The organism is Paludibacterium yongneupense DSM 18731, assembly GCF_000422925.1.
In the GTDB taxonomy this organism is placed as follows: Bacteria; Pseudomonadota; Gammaproteobacteria; order Burkholderiales; family Chromobacteriaceae; genus Paludibacterium; species Paludibacterium yongneupense.
On sequence record NZ_KE383960.1, the window covers coordinates 48,077 to 62,645 of the forward strand.

The 14,569-nt window shown below is 61.8% G+C and carries 16 protein-coding genes, 1 tRNA gene and 1 pseudogene; 14 read left to right on the forward strand and 4 right to left on the reverse strand.

What is annotated here, in order from left to right:
• A complete protein-coding gene (locus tag G520_RS0118950; protein WP_028537032.1) occupies positions 1–705 on the reverse strand; it encodes an aspartate/glutamate racemase family protein in 705 nt (234 codons plus the stop codon).
• Positions 706–822: 117 nt separating this feature from the next.
• On the opposite strand from G520_RS0118950, the gene G520_RS0118955 reads away from it, so the two are divergent.
• The gene (locus tag G520_RS0118955) at positions 823–1,293 is read left to right on the forward strand and encodes an Lrp/AsnC family transcriptional regulator (RefSeq protein WP_211222881.1); all 471 of its coding nucleotides are present in this window, start codon (positions 823–825) and stop codon (positions 1,291–1,293) included.
• A 63-nt stretch (positions 1,294–1,356) separates the two neighbouring features.
• Positions 1,357–1,430, forward strand: a tRNA-Gly gene (locus G520_RS0118960).
• A 407-nt stretch (positions 1,431–1,837) separates the two neighbouring features.
• Here the strand turns inward: G520_RS0118960 and G520_RS0118965 are convergent.
• Positions 1,838–3,478 carry a methyl-accepting chemotaxis protein gene (locus tag G520_RS0118965; RefSeq protein ID WP_028537034.1) on the reverse strand — a complete coding sequence of 547 codons (1,641 nt, stop codon included), beginning with the start codon at positions 3,476–3,478 and terminating at the stop codon, positions 1,838–1,840.
• Positions 3,479–3,721: 243 nt separating this feature from the next.
• On the opposite strand from G520_RS0118965, the gene G520_RS0118970 reads away from it, so the two are divergent.
• Positions 3,722–4,966: a DUF1615 domain-containing protein gene (locus G520_RS0118970; RefSeq protein ID WP_246542681.1), complete on the forward strand. Its 1,245-nt coding sequence runs from the start codon at positions 3,722–3,724 to the stop codon at positions 4,964–4,966.
• A 121-nt stretch (positions 4,967–5,087) separates the two neighbouring features.
• Positions 5,088–5,630 (forward strand): hypothetical protein, encoded by a 543-nt coding sequence (locus G520_RS23465; RefSeq protein ID WP_051229524.1) that lies wholly within the window; start codon positions 5,088–5,090, stop codon positions 5,628–5,630.
• A 13-nt stretch (positions 5,631–5,643) separates the two neighbouring features.
• On the opposite strand, the gene G520_RS0118980 is transcribed toward G520_RS23465, so the two are convergent.
• A complete protein-coding gene (locus tag G520_RS0118980) occupies positions 5,644–6,318 on the reverse strand; it encodes a flagellar basal body L-ring protein FlgH (protein ID WP_036666589.1) in 675 nt (224 codons plus the stop codon).
• A 174-nt stretch (positions 6,319–6,492) separates the two neighbouring features.
• On the opposite strand from G520_RS0118980, the gene G520_RS0118985 reads away from it, so the two are divergent.
• From G520_RS0118985 to G520_RS0119015, 8 genes are all read left to right on the forward strand, one after another.
• Positions 6,493–7,500 (forward strand): asparaginase, encoded by a 1,008-nt coding sequence (locus G520_RS0118985; protein ID WP_028537037.1) that lies wholly within the window; start codon positions 6,493–6,495, stop codon positions 7,498–7,500.
• 255 nt (positions 7,501–7,755) lie between these two features.
• Positions 7,756–8,316: an AAA family ATPase gene (locus G520_RS0118990; protein WP_028537038.1), complete on the forward strand. Its 561-nt coding sequence runs from the start codon at positions 7,756–7,758 to the stop codon at positions 8,314–8,316.
• Between the two features lie 200 nt (positions 8,317–8,516).
• Entirely contained in the window at positions 8,517–8,741 is a 225-nt protein-coding gene (locus G520_RS0118995) for an RNA-binding S4 domain-containing protein (RefSeq protein ID WP_028537039.1), read from the forward strand.
• On the forward strand, positions 8,731–8,907 hold the full coding sequence (locus G520_RS24655; protein ID WP_211222882.1) for an oxidoreductase-like domain-containing protein: 177 nt from the start codon (positions 8,731–8,733) through the stop codon (positions 8,905–8,907). Before G520_RS0118995 ends, G520_RS24655 begins: the two co-directional genes overlap by 11 nt.
• A 9-nt stretch (positions 8,908–8,916) precedes the next feature.
• Complete coding sequence (locus G520_RS23470) at positions 8,917–9,789, forward strand: 3',5'-nucleoside bisphosphate phosphatase (RefSeq protein WP_036666591.1); 873 nt, start codon at positions 8,917–8,919, stop codon at positions 9,787–9,789.
• Between the two features lie 3 nt (positions 9,790–9,792).
• Positions 9,793–10,419, forward strand: coding sequence for an L-threonylcarbamoyladenylate synthase (locus tag G520_RS0119005; RefSeq protein WP_028537040.1), 627 nt, complete (start codon positions 9,793–9,795; stop codon positions 10,417–10,419).
• 36 nt (positions 10,420–10,455) lie between these two features.
• The gene (locus tag G520_RS0119010) at positions 10,456–11,103 is read left to right on the forward strand and encodes a site-2 protease family protein (RefSeq protein WP_028537041.1); all 648 of its coding nucleotides are present in this window, start codon (positions 10,456–10,458) and stop codon (positions 11,101–11,103) included.
• An 8-nt stretch (positions 11,104–11,111) separates the two neighbouring features.
• Positions 11,112–11,948 (forward strand): segregation and condensation protein A, encoded by an 837-nt coding sequence (locus G520_RS0119015; RefSeq protein ID WP_036666593.1) that lies wholly within the window; start codon positions 11,112–11,114, stop codon positions 11,946–11,948.
• 19 nt (positions 11,949–11,967) lie between these two features.
• Here G520_RS0119015 and G520_RS0119020 read toward each other — a convergent pair whose 3' ends face one another.
• Entirely contained in the window at positions 11,968–13,434 is a 1,467-nt protein-coding gene (locus G520_RS0119020; RefSeq protein WP_028537043.1) for a M12 family metallopeptidase, read from the reverse strand.
• A 274-nt stretch (positions 13,435–13,708) separates the two neighbouring features.
• Here G520_RS0119020 and scpB point away from each other — a divergent pair, with 274 nt between their 5' ends.
• Positions 13,709–14,329 (forward strand): SMC-Scp complex subunit ScpB, encoded by a 621-nt coding sequence (gene scpB / locus G520_RS0119025; protein ID WP_028537044.1) that lies wholly within the window; start codon positions 13,709–13,711, stop codon positions 14,327–14,329.
• A pseudogene (locus G520_RS25265) lies at positions 14,326–14,569 on the forward strand (23S rRNA pseudouridylate synthase B); the annotation flags it as partial. The gene scpB and the pseudogene G520_RS25265, both read left to right, overlap by 4 nt.

Sequence of the window (14,569 nt, forward strand, 5' to 3'; positions counted from 1 at the left end):
TCAGTTGATGGCGGCGTGGCCGAGCGCGAAGTCGACCGCGGCGAGCGCGTGCAACTCGGTGGTGTCGAATACCGGTAGCGAGGTGTCGCCCGCACCGATCAACAGCGGAATTTCGGTGCAGCCGAGCACCACTCCGGCGGCGCCTTGCGCCGCCAGCTCATCGATGATTTGCAGAAAGGTGCGGCGCGAGCTGTCGAGGATCTCGCCGCGGCACAGCTCCTCGAAAATGACGCGGTGGATTTCCTTGCGCTGCGATTCGTCCGGGATCAGGCATTCGATACCGCGTGCGGCGAGACGCTCGCGATAGAACGGTTGCTCCATGGTAAAACAGGTGCCAAGCAGGGCGACCCGGTCGATGCCGCTTCGCACGATGGCTTCGGCAGTGACATCGGCGATATGCAGCAGCGGAACATTGACCGCGGCGGCGACTTCGGGCGCCACTTTGTGCATGGTGTTGGTGCCGATCAGGATGCAGTCTGCCCCGTTGGCCTCGAGTCCGCGTGCGGCAGTGGCGAGAATGCCGGTCATGCCGTCCCAGTCGCCGGCGCGTTGCATGGCGGCGATGTTGGCGAAGTCGAGGCTATTCATGATGAAGCGGGCGGAGTGCAGTCCGCCGAGACGGCGCGCAACTTCGCGGTTGATGATCTGGTAGTAAAGTGTGCTGGATTCCCAGCTCATGCCGCCGATCAGGCCGATGCTTTTCATTTGCCGCTTCCTTTGCCGTAGATGTCTTGACTGAGTATGCGGCGTGATTTCGGCAAATGGTTTGCAAAATTTGCACGAATTGGCCCAATATTAGAAAAAAATACTCTGGTGCTCGCTATGTCCCGAAAAATAGACGCGATAGACCGGCAATTGCTCGCCATTCTGCAGGACAATGCGGAAGTGCCGCTGGCCGAACTGGCGGCGCGCGTGCATTTGTCGGCCACGCCGTGCTGGCGCCGGGTACAACGGCTTGAGGAAGAGGGTTTCATCACCCGCCGCGTCGCCTTGCTCGACCCTGCCATGCTGAACGTCGCCGTGACTGTCTTCGTTTCGATCAAGACCTCGCGCCACAGCCAGGGATGGTTTGAACAGTTCTCTGCGACAGTGGCGGCGATACCCGAGGTGGTCGAGTTTTATCGTATGAGCGGGGATATCGACTATCTGTTGCGCGTGGTCGTGCCGGACATCGCCGCCTACGATCGCGTGTACAAGAAATTGATCGCAGAGGCGGACTTGTCCGATATCAGTTCCAGCTTCGCGATGGAACTGATCAAATGCACGACGGCGTTGCCGCTGGACTACGTCTGAACGGGCGCGGGGCGGCACTTGCCGCCCGTCCGCTTGTCTGTGTATAATCCGCACTCTTGCAAGGCGGGCGTCGTATAGTGGTATTACCCGAGCTTCCCAAGCTCGTGAGGAGGGTTCGATTCCCTTCGCCCGCTCCACTGCCTGCATCGGCCCTGAGTTCCCCCCTTTTTTTAAGCCTATCGCTGTCCTGTCGTGACAATTCGCGACGGCATGTTCCGTCGAAGCCGGGTGGCGTTACCGGAACATGACTTGCTGCCGCGGTTGAAGACTCTGCGCGACTTTGCCTGTCCCCGCCATGAAGGGGAGGGGCCAGTCATAACGGTCACCTTCCGGATCGGCACTTCCGCGACGGCGAAGCCGGATTGCGTCCTACACCCCGGGAGCTTGCTGTCCCCTCTCGCCGTACTCGCATCCCGATTCGTGAAGTTGACATTCAGAAACGCCTGTTCCGGCCAATCCCCCTGTACGGAGACAATCGTCGATCTGGCATGACGGGTGGCCGCACTTCCGTTCGTGGATGCCCCCGGCGTGCGGACCTGGCTGCTCAGAGAACGAAGCGCGCGACCAGCCCGCGCTGCTGCTCGGCCATGCTGCGCATCGCTTGCACCGAGTGGGCGACTTCGCCCGAAGAGCCTGCGTTGAGCGCGCTGCTGTGTGCGATGACTTCGACCTGCTGGGCGATATCCTGGCTTGCCTGCGCCTGTTCGTTCAGAGCCACCGAGATATCAGAAACGACCGCGATGACGCGGTCGTTGCTGTCGCGGATGCGCACGATGGCCTCACTGCCTTGTCCCGCCAGCGCCAGTCCGGTGCGAACGCGTTGCACGGCCTCGTCCATCCGGCTTTGCGACGCGTTTGAACTGCCGTGTATCTCCTCTATCATGCCCGCGATTTCGTCGGTGGCGCGCGCGGTCCTTTCCGACAGTTTTCGGACTTCATCGGCCACGACGGCAAAGCCGCGGCCGGCTTCGCCGGCACGCGCCGCCTCGATGGCGGCATTGAGTGCGAGCAGATTGGTCTGGTCGGCGATTTCCTTGATGACCTGCATGATGGTGGCGATGGACTGGGTCTTGCCGGTCAGGGCGCCTATCGCCTCCGCCGCCTGTTCCACCACGGCATGAATGCGCTCGAGCTCCCCCATGGCCTGGGTGATGACCCGTCCGCCGTCTGCGGATAATTGCCCGGACTCCTGCGACAGCGTGCGCGCCTGCTGCGCATTGCCGGCGATTTGATTGACGCTTGCGGTCAGTTGCTCCGCGGCAGCGGCCATTGCGCCCGCGCCCTGGCTTTGCTGCTCCGAACGAGTGGCGACGTCGGCGGCGCTATGGGCGAGCTGCCCGTTCATGCGCGTCAGTGTATCGGTCCCGTCGACGATTTCCTGAACCAGCGCCCGCAGCTGGGTGTGCATCGCCGCCACGGCCGCCAGTACACTGTGACTATCGCCGCGCGCGAGTTCGATAGGGCGGTCGAGACGGTTATCCGCGATCCGCCGCACCACTTCGACCAGCCGTTCCGGTTCGGCGCCGAGCAGGTGGCGCACAGAGCCCAGCAGCAGCAGTCCGCCACCGCCGAGCACCAGCAGCGCCAGCAGACAGACGATACCCAGCCTGAGCATCTTGGTATGGAAGGTTGCCTCGAGATCGTCGACATAGATGCCGGTCACGACCACCCAGTGCCAGTTCTTGCTGCTCATCAGATAAGCGAGTTTGGGCTGCGGGGAGGCTGAGCCGGGCTTGTCCCAGACGAAGGAGGCGAAGCCCTTGCCGCCACCCGCGCGCAGGGCCTGTTCGTACAGATCCCCCATATTGATTCCGGTCGCATCCTTGAGGGTGTGCAGATCCTTGCCGATCAGGGCAGCCTTGGCTCCGTGCGCAAGGTAGCGGAGGTCGGAATCAAGAACAAAGAAATATTCTTTGCCGTCGTAGCGCATGCGCGTGAGCGCTTGCAGCGCCAGATGCTGCGCTTCCGCTTCGGGCAAGGCGCCGCTTGCGGCCTGGTTTTCGAACGTTTCGACCAGACTGACAGCGCTTTCCACCTGATTGCGCACTTTGTCGTGACGCTCCTGCAGCAGCGTGCTGTGTTCTTCCTGCAGGCTGAGCACACCCAGGATGCAAATCAGTAATGCCATGACGCCCATCATGGCGATGAGACGGGCGCGTAGCGTCCAATGCCGAATTCTGTTCATGCTGCCGTTCCCCGAAGCCTATTAAATGCCGTGGCCATTTAAAACGATTGGTCGTGCTCAGTGCGAATGTAACGGCAGCACGGTATCCGCTATAGTGAAAATCCGGCGAGTGGTCGTATGCCATGGTCAGCGGTTCCCGTGCCCCTGCCAGCGGTATGGATGAGGGGCGGCGAGCTGGGGCCGGGTCTGACGGGTGGCGCTCGGCGGCGTATAATGGCCGCTTTGATTGTGGGAAAGCGCGCAGTGAACTCTCGTCATCCCTGCCTGGCCTTGGTCGTCCTTCTTTTGACCGCCTGTGCCACCACGCCACCTTCGTCTGTCCGCCCGCCCGAAGCTCCGGCATCGGCACCGGTGGTCGAGCCTGCTCCCGCCGTGACGATTCCGGTCAAACCGGCGGTGCCCGCCATCCCGGTGCCTGTGCCTGTGCCTGTGCGTCCGCCTGTGCCTAGCGGTCCCGACTACAGCAACCCGCGTGATGGGCGGTTGTTGCTGGATCGATTGCTGCCCAAGAACATCCCTGACCGCAAAGGCTGGAGCAACGATATTTTCGAGGCGTTCACCAATCTCAAGATTCCGTATGCACCGCAATATTTCTGCGCGGTTCTGGCCGTCGCCGAGCAGGAGTCGGGTTTCCAGCCGGACCCTGTGGTGCCTAATCTGTCTGCCATCGTGTGGGGCGAGATAGAGAAAAAGCGCAAGAAATACCTGATTCCCGCTGTCGTCGTCGATGCGGCATTGTTGAAGACCTCGCCTGACGGGCGCAGTTTCAAGCAGCGTATCGATTCCTTGCGCACCAAGCGCGAGATGAATGCCTTGTATGAGGATATGGCGCGCGCACTACCTTTCGGCCAGTCGCTGGCGGCCAGCAAGAATCCGATTCGCGACGGCGGGCCGATGCAGGTCAGCGTTGCTTTCGCCGAGACGCAGATCCGCGCCTGGCCCTATCCCTACCATTATCAGTCCCTGCGCGACGAAGTCTTTACCCGGCGTGGCAGTGTCTATTTCGGGACGGCCATCCTGTTGCAGTATGCTGCGCCATATAACGATATGGTTTATCGCTTTGCCGACTATAATGCCGGGCGCTATAGCAGCCGCAATGCCGCATTCCAGCAGGCCGTGGCGCGGCTGTCAGGACACAAGCTGGCGCTGGACGGCGACCTGATGCTGTATTCGAACAAGATGGACCGCGTGTTTTCCGGAGCGGCGAGCGACACGCAGCGGCAATTGGCGGGAATGACCGGGCGTTTGAAGATGAGCATGGACGAGGTCCTGCGCGATCTGCGTACGGAAAAATTATCCGGCTTTGGACAGAGCGTGTTGTATCAGCGCGTTTTTGCCCTGGCGGACGCCGCGGCCGGCCGGCATCTGCCGCGCGAGATCATTCCCCAGATTGTGCTGGTCAGCCCCAAATTTACCCACCGGCTGACCACCGAGTGGTTCGCGCGGCGCGTCGATGGACGCTATAACGCGTGTATGCTGCGGCGTTAAGCCGGAAGGATGCCCGGCCTGTGGCCGGGCGTGAGTAGAATGGAGTGCCGGGGGACGCTGCGGCGCAGGAAGGGGCTGCTGCGTTTCGTATCGTTGCCTTTGCTACACAGGATCGCCGACCTTGAAGACTTTGATCATCGCCATTCTTGCGACCATCCCGCTCAGCGGCTGCTATATCCTCGCACCATCGCCTGCCGTCGAGGCGGCCCAGATTGCCGCTGCCGCCGCCAATGGCTTTGCCGCCATGGCTCCGAGCGAGGCGAAACAGCCTGTCGTGCACGAACATACCGGCGTGCAGAATGTGTGTATCGAATTTAATAACCGGGTGCAGATTGCGGACATCGTGCCCGCCATCCAGAACGAGTTGCAAAAACACGGTGTCGATAGCCGCGTGTACGAGCCGGGCACGGTTCCCAGCGGTTGCGTCATCCTGAACTATGTCGCCTATGTGCGACTCGACCGCCATGTCCTGAGCGATCTCTACGATTCGTATATGGATCACGCTATGCTGAGCTTGAGCCAGAACGGCAAGGTCCTGGCGACGTCGAGCTACGACGTCGGCAGTTGGGACAAATGGGGTACGACGCAGAAAAAACTGGCGCCGGTCGTGACTTCGCTGCTGCCGGACCAGAAGTGCGCGAACTGGAAGACGGGCGGCTGCTGAGCCGCCGTCCGGTTTACCAGAACGTCAGCAGATCCTTGAAGTACTGCTGGTAGCTTGTGCGGGAGTTGGCTTCGGCCACCGTGCCTTTGCCGACTTGCTCGAGCCGCGCATTGGCGATGTCGCTGGAGGCGACCACGTTGCCGGCCTTGATGCTGCGCCGGTTGACGATGCCGGAGAAGCGCAGCACGCTGACGTTGCCGTTCAGCGCGATGGCCTTGTCGCCGGCGACGATCAGATCGTTGTTGGGCAGGACTTCGACGACCATGACCGTCATCGTGCCGGTGACCGTGGACGAGTTGTCGGTATTGCCCGTGCCTTTGAAGGTATCCTTGCCCGACGCCTGCTTGTTCTCGTCGAAGATAGAACGCAGCAGACCGCCCATGGAGGAGCCGGCGCCCGGACCTTTCTGGTCCAGCGTCGTTTCATGGTCGTTGCTGGTATTCGACTTGGTGGAACCGGTCAGGCTTTCCGAAATCGAAATTTTGAGCGTATCGCCTACCGCGCGCGCCGTCTGTTCTTCGAATAGCAGCTGCGAGGTGCTCGGCTGGTAGATCGATCCCTGGTTTTCCACTGTCCGCATCGGATAAATCGGACGCGCGGTCAGGGGGCCGCTGACGATAGGCTGCTCGCCGCCGCAGGCGCTCAATAATCCTGCCATAGCCAGAGCGCTCACCAGGCTCGGTTTCATATTCATACTCCTTGCAGTGCCAAACAGATGTGCCGACATACGAAGCGCATTTATTATAGTGAATACAAAGGAAAAAGTATCGTCGACAGCTGATGGGCGTCGTCTCCATCGAGGTCGACGCCGCCTGTCCCTTCCCTTACCATCCGCAAACGGAACTACGAAAAGATACTCTTTGTGACTCGACTATTGATTATTTATACCGGTGGCACGATAGGCATGACTGAGGGGGAGGGCGGATTGCAACCCCGACCGGGTTGGCTGCCGCAGCAGATGGAAAGGCTGCGCCGTCCTGGGCTGGATTTTGACGTCATCGAATACCCGAACCTGATCGACTCGTCGGCTATCCGTCTTGCGCACTGGAACATGATTATTCGCGATATAGCGGCTGGCTACGATGCTTACGATGGCTTCGTGGTGATCCACGGTACCGATACCATGGCCTATACCGCGTCCGCACTGGCGTTTTCCTTGCCTGGGCTGGGCAAGCCCGTGATCCTGACCGGATCGCAATTGCCGCTTTCCCATCCGCGCAGCGATGGTTGGGGCAATCTGGCGGATGCGCTGGAGGCGGCGTGCCAGAGCGATCTGCACGAGGTGGCGCTGGCCTTCGATCGCCTGCTGCTGCGTGGCTGCCGCGCACGCAAACTCGATGTCGAAGCGTTTCGTGGTTTCGGCAGCCCCAACTATCCTCCGCTGGCCGAGTTTGCCATCTCTCCGCGCTGGCACCGGCAGCGCTGGTTGAAGGCCGGCGTGCCCTGGGCGCCGCGGCTGCTGGATGAGTCGGTGCGCGTGGCCGCGTTTTTTCTGACGCCCGGCATCTCCGCCGCGTTGATCGGTGAAATGCTGGCCGACGCCAGACTGGACGGCGCCTTGCTGCTCGGCTATGGCTGCGGCAATGCCCCGGACGATCCCGCTTTGCTGGCCGGGGTAGCGGCGGCTTCGGCGGCGGGCTGTCCGGTGCTGACGCTGACACAGGCTACGCATGGGGCGGTCGCCGTCGGCGCTTACGCCGCCAGCGCGGCCCTGGCGCGGGCAGGAGCGATCGCTGCCGGCGACATGACGCCCGAGGCGGCGTTGGCCAAGCTGAGCGTGCTGTGCGGACAAGAACCCGGCGTGTGGCAAAGCGGGCTGAAGACCTCGCTGGCGGGGGAGATGAGTCTGTCGTGGTTGCCTAAAAAATAAGCAGCGGCGATTTTGATCTAGGATTCAGTGGCTTGCCGCATCTATCCACAACTGGCCCACATGACTCTTCACCGAAGCCGTGTACAAAACCGCCGCCGCTGATTAAAAAATAAGCAGTGGCGCAAATGGCCATAGTGATCATGGACTTGACCGCGTTGTCCACAGCTCGCTAACAAGGCTGTCCCCGCTGGGTGTGAGAAGTTTTATAAAGCGTGCGCCCGGGACGTATAATTGTAGCTTTAGGGCGCTTTCACAGTGAGTCAGACCGTCCTTTCGCCACCGCGCGTCGCGGTGCTGGGCCCCGAGTCCTGCGGCAAGACGACGCTGGTGGAGGCTTTGGCCGCGCGCTGTCTGCAGCATGGCGTCGCCGCCGTGGCCGTGCCCGAATACGCGCGTGAATATTATCGCGAGCGGGCCTACCGGCCGGAGTATGCGGACGTGGTTGCCATTGCGCGCGGGCAACTGGCTGCCGAGGACGGGGCTTGCATCGGTGCCGAGGTGCTCATCTGCGATACCACGGTATCGACCTGCAAGATCTGGTCGGATGTTGCCTTCGGCCGCTGTGGAGCCGATCTGCTGGCCTTGCATCGTCCCGACAGCTACGCGCTGACCCTGCTGACCAGCCCCGATATTCCCTGGCAGCCCGATCCCCTGCGCAGTCATCCGCACGAGCGCGAGTCGCTGTGGCAGCGTTATTGCGACGAACTGGCGCGAGCCCGGGTCGTGCCCGTTCATGTCCGTGGCACGCATGAAGAGCGGGTGGCAACGGCATGGCGTGCCATGCGGCAGTGCCTGCCCGGCCTGCCTATTATTTAAGCGTATGGCAATAAATCCAGGTACATCAACCGCTTGCCGTGGTTGTCAACAGGTGCTCCACAGACCTTTCCCGCTGCGGGGTGGATAGAGTCGTATAACTGCCTGTTTTTTGGGCAATCGGGAAATGATGTTATTTTGTAACGGGTTGTGGCTGTTTTCCACAGGTGGCTAACAGCTCTGTCCCTGACAGGTGTGCAAAAATGAACGAGACGTTCGAACTGAGAAGCGAATACATTGCTTTATGCGATTTGCTCAAGATCTGCGGTATTGCCGATTCCGGCGGCGCAGCCAAACACCGTGTTGCCGAAGGGGGGATCCGGGTCGACGGGCAAGTCGAGCTGCGCAAGACGTGTAAAATCCGCGCGGGTCAGAAGGTCAGCGGCGAAGGATTCATCATCGACGTGGTTGCGGCGAATGCCGGATGAATTGCCCCCCCGTCGCCCGCAAGCGCCGGGCGACAACGAGTGTTGTGGCAGCGGATGCGATCCCTGCGTATGGGATCTCTATCGCGAAGAAGTCGACCGTTATGCTGTCGAGTTCGAACAATGGCGTAGCCGTCATCCCTGTCCGCCGGGCGGACGGGACGAGTAAGGAACCATCATGGCCACTATCGATCTGCATTTTCACTCACACGCTTCTGACGGTGCGCTGGCGGCGGACGAAGTCGTGCGCCGCGCCGCCGCCAACGGCGCGAGCCTGATCGCATTGACCGACCATGACTGCACGCGTGGTCTGCCCGAAGCGCGACGGGCTGCCGCGGCGGAGGGGGTCGCCTTTCTGGACGGGGTGGAGATCTCCGTTACCTGGGGCAAGCACACGATCCATATCGTCGGTCTGGGCATGGACCCCGCCGACGCTGCCCTGTGCCGTGGCCTGGCCACCATCCGCGACGGCAGGGTGGCACGCGCGCACGCCATGGCGGCGCATCTGGAAAAGGTCGGCATCGGCGGCGCATTCGATGGCGCGATGGCGCGCTGTTCCAACCCCGAGATGATTGGCCGTACCCATTTTGCGCGCTTCATGGTGCAGCAGAATATGGTCAAGGATTTGCGTACCGTGTTCCGCAAATACCTGACCCCGGGCAAGCCCGGCTATGTGGCCCACGAGTGGGCGGCCCTTGGCGATGCCGTGGACTGGATATGCAAAGCCGGCGGCATCGCCGTGATCGCCCACCCCGGGCGCTATGATCTCGGACGGACGCTGATGGAGCGCTTGATCCTCGAATTCAAGGAGGCGGGGGGCGGAGCGCTCGAAGTTTCCAGCGGCAGCCACAGCCTGGACGACAGGCATAAATTCGCGCTGCTGGCCGAACGTCATCAACTGCTGTCGAGTTCCGGCAGCGATTTTCATGCGCCGGGCGAGGGCGCGCGCGAAGTGGGACGCACCGACGACCTGCCTGCGATCTGCCGCCCGGTGTGGGAACACCTCGCCCATCGCCTGGCCGTCGTGCCTGCGTGCGGGAAAACGGAATAGAAAATGGCTCAATTTTTTGTCGTACATCCCGAGAATCCGCAGTCCAGACTGATCCGCGAAGCCGTGAAGATCGTGCGCGACGGCGGGGTGATCGTGTACCCGACCGATTCCTGCTATGCACTGGGCTGTCATTTGGGCGACAAGGGCGCCATGGAGCGCATCCTGGCGATTCGTCAGATCGACGTCAGGCACCACCTGACCCTGGTATGCAATAATCTGTCGGAACTTTCCAACTATGCGCGCGTCGATAATGCACAGTACCGGCTGTTGAAGGCGGCGACGCCTGGCAGTTATACCTTTATCCTGCAGGCAACGAAGGAAGTCCCGCGCCGGACCTTGCACCCCAAGCGCTCTAGCATCGGGTTGCGGGTTCCGGACCATGCGATCGCCCTGGCCCTGCTCGAAGAGCTGGGCGAGCCGATGCTATCCTGTACCCTGATGCTGCCCGGTGACAGCGAGCCTCTGTGCGATCCTTACGATATCAGGGACCGACTGGAGCGTTCCGTCGATCTCATCATCGATGGAGGGTGGTGCGGCAGTGAACCGACCACCGTGATCGATTTGACCGACTCGGTCGAACTGATCCGGCGCGGCAAGGGGGATCCCGCCGTGTTCGGATTGGACGATTGAGCCCTCCCACCCCGTACCCGACGAGTATTACGATTCATGGAAGAACTCAACCTGATCCAAAAAATCACGGTCTACGCCTTGCCGGTGTTGTTCGCGATCACGGTGCACGAAGCCGCCCACGCCTACGCCGCCAAGCGTTTCGGCGATCCGACCGCCTATATCATGGGGCGTATGACGCTGAACCCTCTCAAGCACATCGATCCGTTGGGCACGATCTTACTGCCCATGATCGGCATGCTGCTCGGTGGCTTCATTTTCGGCTGGGCCAAGCCGGTACCCATTAATTTCGGCAATCTGAAAAATCCGCGTGTCGGCATGCGCTGGGTGTCCGCCGCCGGGCCGCTGGCCAACCTGATCATGGCCGTGGTCTGGACCGGTCTGTTCAAGTTTGCCGTCAGCGTTCCCAATTATTTCAGCGAGCCGCTGGCCCTGATGAGTCAGGCCGGCATCATGATCAACTGCTCGCTGCTGGTGCTCAATATGCTGCCTATCCTGCCGCTCGACGGTGGCCGCATCGTGGAAAGCCTGCTGCCTCCACGGCTTGCCTGGCGTTATGCGCGCACCGAAGCCTACGGCACCTGGATACTTCTGGGCATGTTGATGCTGGGCATGCTGTCCTGGGTGCTCTACCCGATGGTCAGGCTGTTGTATACGCTGCTGCTGAGCGTGTTTTTCGTGCACTGAGCCCGGGAATGAGCGATGTCGCCGCCACCGGCTCCGCCGAATTCGAGCTGACCGCTCCCGCCTTGCCGGCGGGGGTGGCGCTGGCTCATGTCTTTGGCCAGCCGCTGCTGGAAATGCCGCAGGACCTGTTCATTCCCCCCGATGCCTTGCAGGTGATTCTGGAAAGTTTCGAGGGTCCGCTCGACCTGCTCCTGTATCTGATCCGGCGTCAGAACCTGAATGTGCTGGATATTCCGATGGCTCCGATCACCGCGCAGTACATGGCCTATATCGATACCATGCACGCGAGCCGGCTGGAGCTGGCTGCCGAGTACTTGCTGATGGCCGCGTTGCTGATCGAGATCAAGTCGCGCTTGCTGCTGCCGCGTCCACCGCAGGACGAGGCCAGCGAGGCGGAGGACCCGCGCGCCGAACTGGTACGCCGCCTGCTCGAATACGAACAGATGAAGCTGGCCGCACTGGCGCTCGACAAGATGCCGCAAGCCGAGCGCGATTTTGCCTGGCTTGCCGTGCTGGTCGAGCAGAGCGCGGAGGAGAGGCTGCCCGATGTGGCGGCGCCGGATCTGCGTCAGGCCTGGCTGTCCATCTTGTCGCGAGCGCGCCATCATCGGCATCATCAGGTGGAAAAAGACCAGTTGTCGGTGCGTGAGCAGATGAGCCGCATCTTGCGCTTTCTCGATGGCCGCGAGTACGTGGCGTTCGAGGAACTGTTCGAGGCCGAACTCGGCGTGTCGCACCTGGTTGTCAATTTCATCGCCGTGCTGGAGTTGGTGAAAGAAGGCATGGTACGTGTCAGTCAGGATGCCCCTTACCAGCCCATCTACGTGCGTCTGGCCCTGGTCTGATTGTCTCTGGCCGCGCATCTCACCCCCAATCCCATTGTTCCTCCAGCGCGGAGTCATCCGCCTTGTCAGTGAAAAGCGCTCCCGCCGGGTCGTGCCGCAGCGGCCGGGCAGCATCTGCGCCATTGAGCAGGCGCTGGCCTGCCGCGTGCCAGTATTGCCGGGCACCCGACTGGCAGGGGCGCAACTGGGCCGTACGAGCCTGCGTCGCTTCGAGGCAGTGCCCGGGTCTGGCTGCGCTGACGATTTCGCCGCTGGTCAGGTGCCGCCATCGCTGCGCGTCCATTGCCAGGCAGGGGCGCATCGTCAAGGAATAGGGTCCATCACCGCCGGCCTGCAGGCACAGGCCGCTGGCGCGGGCGAGCAAAGGCCGGCCGCTTTCGTGTGCGTCGCGCGCGTCGACCCGCAGCGGCAACGGCAAGGTCTGCGTCCGGCCGTCGAGATAATGCAGGGTGACCTCGAGCAGGCTGTGGCCGAGGAATGAATGCGGCTTGATGATCAGACGCCGCTCGTTGTCCCGCAGCGTGAGGATGATGATTTCGAGACCGCGAGCGCCTCTCAGGCTGATGCCGGGCTGTTTCAGGGGCTGCCCGCCGCCTTGCACGAGGAGGTGAGCGACACCGTCGCTGACGATTTCGAGTGTGCTTGCGTCCAGCCTGCCTTGCACGCCGCGCGGCGGATAGAGCGCATTGAGCGCCTGGATGTCGCCGGCCGAGAGGCCGCCCAGCTCCGGACTCAGCTGCAGGGCAGGGTCCAGCGGATGCAGGATGGGGGGACGGTAGTGGGTGATGGAATGAATATCGTAGCGGGTGCGGGTTTCGATACGGGGTTTGATCACGAGATCCGGCAGCTCGGCCAGTGCATCGATAGCGATATGTTCGCCACGGTCGGGACGCTGATGCTCGTGCGAGAACCCCAGCGCATGCATGATTTCGTGCAGCGCCTGTCCCTTGTGCGCGCACCAGTCGGCCAGCTGGAGCTTCTGGGCGCCGCCGGTGCGGCCGATGCTGGAGCGGCACGCCGCGGCAGGAGAATGGACATCGATGTAGGCGTTCTGGTTGCTGCGTTCGATAAATCGCAGGGCAGAGACGGCTTCGATGTCGGCGATTGCGGCGCGAATGGCCGCCCGCCCGCTCGCGTTGGCTTGCTGCAACGAGTAATAGACGCGGTTGTCCGGCCATAGTGCGGCCCGGGGCTGGCGCGAGGCGCGCCGCACCCGGTGCGTCGCTACCGTATCCTGCGCCGGCGTCAACGCGATCGCTTGCACTCCCCCTGCGCGCTGAATATCGTCGTGCCGGCCAAGAATGATGTCGCCGATCACGGCATCTTCGCCATCGATTTGGTACTGTATGCGTTGTCCCGTATGCGAAGCCAGGGTTTCGGCTGTCGGAAGGTGGGGAGAGGCCTGCCCCACGGCACCGACCGTGGCAAACAATAGTGCGGCAAGCGGCAGGCCGTGCTGGGGCGCGGGCGTCCGGAGGAGGGTCATCGCGTCGTCCTTTTGCTGCCGCTTCCTGTGTGGTGGAGCGGTCAGGGGAATGGAGCCGGTTTCTGTCGGACTAAGATTAGCAAGTGCTGTCTGATAGCGTCATCACTTGTAAGTCAATCCTTACAGGATTTTGACGCTGAGCGCGATTTCGGCTCCGGGCTGGCCTGAACGATGCCCCCCGCCGGGCTGACGGCATATTTTCAGAACAACGAAGAAAAAATCATGTAAAATCCGCAGCTTCCCGCGACTGGTTGCACGGACTACACTGAAACACATGTCCACTATTACCGACCTCAAATACCTGAAAATCGTGTTGGAGACCGCGTTGCTGACGTCTGATCAGGCCTTGACGGTGTCTCAGCTGAAGAAATTGTTCACTGAGGACATCAAGGCTGCGCTGATCAACGATATGCTGGATGAAATCCGGCAAGACTGGCGCGGGCATGGGATTGAGTTGGTCAGGCTGGCGTCGGGGTGGCGTTTTCGCGCGCGCGCCGAATTCACGCCCTACCTGGCCCGGCTCAATCCGGAGAAGCCGCCGCGATATTCGCGTGCGGTGATGGAAACCCTGGCCATAATCGCGTATCGGCAGCCCGTGACGCGCGGCGATATCGAAGCCATACGTGGCGTCTCGGTATCGACCAGCGTGATGCAGACATTGCTTGAACGCGACTGGATCGAAGTGATCGGGCACAAGGATGTGCCCGGGCGGCCTGGACTCTATGCAAGCACCCGCAAGTTCCTCGATGATTTGGGACTGAATACGCTGAAGGATCTGCCACCCTTGGCCGACCTTGGTTCGCTGGTGTTGCCCCAGACCGCCGATGCCGCCGCAGTGAGCGGCGAAGCACCGTCCAGCGGGACGGTGGAGACTGAAATCGAACAGGAATCATGATGTCTAAAGGACAGAATCACAACGCCCGCCAGCCGGTGGCGCGTGTCAAAGGCCGCGAATCGTCGCAACCGCGCAATCCGCAGGCAGGGAACTCCAAGCCGGGAGGCTCCGGGTTCATCAAGTCGGTCAATTCTCCGGCGCCCCGTGAGGGGAAGCCGCCGGCCAAGAGCCGTCAACCGTTCAATCGCGACGAACGCCAGCCGTTCAACCGCGATGCGCAGCCGGGCAACCGCGATGCGA

Excerpts from the sequence above, each read along its gene's own strand:
- G520_RS0118950 (WP_028537032.1), bottom strand. The coding sequence starts at position 705 with ATGAAAAGCATCGGCCTGATCGGCGGCATGAGCTGGGAATCCAGCACA.
- G520_RS0118955 (WP_211222881.1), top strand. The coding sequence starts at position 823 with ATGTCCCGAAAAATAGACGCGATAGACCGGCAATTGCTCGCCATTCTG.
- G520_RS0118965 (WP_028537034.1), bottom strand. The coding sequence starts at position 3,478 with ATGAACAGAATTCGGCATTGGACGCTACGCGCCCGTCTCATCGCCATG.
- G520_RS0118980 (WP_036666589.1), bottom strand. The coding sequence starts at position 6,318 with ATGAAACCGAGCCTGGTGAGCGCTCTGGCTATGGCAGGATTATTGAGC.
- G520_RS0118995 (WP_028537039.1), top strand. The coding sequence starts at position 8,517 with ATGAACGAGACGTTCGAACTGAGAAGCGAATACATTGCTTTATGCGAT.
- G520_RS24655 (WP_211222882.1), top strand. The coding sequence starts at position 8,731 with ATGCCGGATGAATTGCCCCCCCGTCGCCCGCAAGCGCCGGGCGACAAC.
- G520_RS23470 (WP_036666591.1), top strand. The coding sequence starts at position 8,917 with ATGGCCACTATCGATCTGCATTTTCACTCACACGCTTCTGACGGTGCG.
- G520_RS0119005 (WP_028537040.1), top strand. The coding sequence starts at position 9,793 with ATGGCTCAATTTTTTGTCGTACATCCCGAGAATCCGCAGTCCAGACTG.
- G520_RS0119010 (WP_028537041.1), top strand. The coding sequence starts at position 10,456 with ATGGAAGAACTCAACCTGATCCAAAAAATCACGGTCTACGCCTTGCCG.
- G520_RS0119015 (WP_036666593.1), top strand. The coding sequence starts at position 11,112 with ATGAGCGATGTCGCCGCCACCGGCTCCGCCGAATTCGAGCTGACCGCT.
- G520_RS0119020 (WP_028537043.1), bottom strand. The coding sequence starts at position 13,434 with ATGACCCTCCTCCGGACGCCCGCGCCCCAGCACGGCCTGCCGCTTGCC.
- scpB (WP_028537044.1), top strand. The coding sequence starts at position 13,709 with ATGTCCACTATTACCGACCTCAAATACCTGAAAATCGTGTTGGAGACC.